Origin of the sequence: Blastococcus sp. CCUG 61487 (genome assembly GCF_005222955.1) — a bacterium.
Lineage (GTDB): Bacteria > Actinomycetota > Actinomycetes > Mycobacteriales > Geodermatophilaceae > Blastococcus.
Window position 1 is genome coordinate 1 of record NZ_LWUA01000255.1, and the last position, 2,169, is coordinate 2,169.

Genomic DNA, 2,169 nt, shown 5'->3' on the forward strand with positions numbered 1-2,169 from the left:
GCCGACATCGAGCGCCACGAGGCGCTCCTGAACCGTGCGGTGGTGGAAGGACACCGCGGCCGGTCCGTCGCAGCGGGCCGGTGAAGCTGAGGGCAGCTCGATTCCGGGGATGCGGAGGAGAGCGGAAGCAGCCCTGACAACGACGGGACGGGCCAGCACCGCCAGATGGCCCGGGTCCGGCAAGCGAGACGGAAAGGCGTACGTGAGGAACCAGCGGCTGAACGCCCCTCAAGAGAGCCACCAGCTCCAACCTGGCGGATCTGGGCTGGATAGCAGCGCGCACCCGATCGGCGTGGCCAAGAGCGTGGCCGGTCGGGGAACTCCTGGGCCGGTCGATGTCGCCGGTCGGGAGGCCACGGTGAAGGCCTGCGGCGTAGCCGTGGCGATGCTGCAGGGGCATAGCTGGGCGCCGACCCCGTCGAACGGTTCGGGAGTGAACGTGGGAACCATCCCGCCGGTCCCCTTCCCGGTCAGCAGCCAGCTGCCCGGCGGGAAAGCGCATCGCCGGCCGACGCCGGCGGGGTGGGGCGGAGGACCCGTAGTAGTCCGAGGCCGGGAGAGCCGGTCACATGGCGAAGGGGTCCAGTGTGTTCGCGGCGAAGCCGCATCATCAGGAGGACGACGGTGAACACCGACGCACCGTGGCCGGAGCTCTCACAGGCGCTGCCGCGGGTACTGGCGATGCAGACGAAGCTGCACCGTTGGGCGGCGGCCGCCCCTGGCCGCCGCTTCGATGACCTGGCCAACCTCGTCTATGACCCTGCATTCCTCACCGTCGCGTGGGACCGGGTGCGGGGGAACGCCGGAGCACGAACCGCCGGAGTCGATCAGATCGCACCACGATCGGTCGGCGATGGCGCCGGTGAGTTGCTGGCCGACCTTCGACGCGAGCTGAAGACCGGGCAGTTCTCACCGGAACGGGTGCGGGAGAAGACGATCCCCAAGACGTCGGGCAAGCTACGGCGACTGGGGATCCCGACCACCCGCGACCGGATCGTGCAGGCGGCGCTGAAGCTGGTGCTCGAGCCGATCTTCGAGGCGGACTTCCAGCCGTGCTCCTACGGCTTCCGCCCTCGACGCCGAGCGCAGGACGCGATCGCCGAGATCCACTACCTCGCCTCACCCACCCGGAACTACGAGTGGGTGTTCGAGGCAGACATCGAGGCGTGCTTCGACCAGATCGACCACACCGCCCTGATGGGCCGTGTGCGGCATCGGATCGGAGATCGACGTGTGCTGGGCTGGGTGACGGCGTTCCTGAAAGCAGGCATCCTCTCCGAGGACGGCCTGAACAGGGAGACGATCACCGGCACTCCCCAGGGCGGGATCCTGTCACCGCTGCTGGCCAACATCGCCCTATCCGTGCTGGACGAGCACTTCGCCGCGAAGTGGGCGGCGCTCGGCCCAGAATGGACACGCGCCAAGCGTCGACGCGCCGGGCAGCCGGTCATGAAACTCGTCCGCTACGCGGATGACTTCGTGATCCTGCTGCACGGCCAGCGCGGCGACGCCGAAGCGCTCTGGGACGAAGTTGGCGCAGTGCTGGCGCCGATGGGCCTGCGCCTCTCGGTGGCCAAGACCAGGGTCTGCCACATCGACGACGGGTTCGACTTCCTCGGCTGGCGCATTCAACGCCGCCGCTGGGCAGGTCGGACCGGCAAGAAGGCGATCTACACCTACCCCGCGAAGAAGGCGCTGGCCTCCATCGTGGACAAGGTGCGGACGCTGACCCGCCGAGCCAGCCACCGAACGCTTGCTGACCTGCTGCGCCGGATCAACCCGGTGCTGCGGGGCTGGTGCACCTACTTCCGTCACGGAGTGTCCTCGCGCACCTTCGGCTACGTCGACCACTACGCCTTCTGGCGCATCGTCGGCTGGCTGCGCAAACGACACCCCCGACTGAACATGCACACCCTGGTCCGCCGGTTCCTCCCAGGCTGGAAGATCCGCGCGGAGGGAATCGAGTTCTTCCGGCCCACGGCGGTCGCCATCGAGCGCTACCGCTACCGGGGAACCCGAATCCCGACCCCATGGACAAGCGCCACCACGGCGGCATGAACACGCGGAGAGCCGGATGCGGTGGAAGTCGCACGTCCGGTTCGGGAGGCGGGCCGCAGAAACGGACCGGTAGAAAGACCGGCACCGCGCTGCGGCCCGACCCCACACCTA

1 protein-coding gene is annotated in these 2,169 nt (G+C 68.7%); it reads left to right on the top strand.

Annotated elements, in window-relative coordinates:
* The first annotated feature begins 624 nt into the window (after positions 1-624).
* Positions 625-2,058 (top strand): group II intron reverse transcriptase/maturase, encoded by a 1,434-nt coding sequence (ltrA, locus tag A6V29_RS16175; protein ID WP_212719497.1) that lies wholly within the window; start codon positions 625-627, stop codon positions 2,056-2,058.
* The last annotated feature ends 111 nt before the right edge of the window (positions 2,059-2,169 follow it).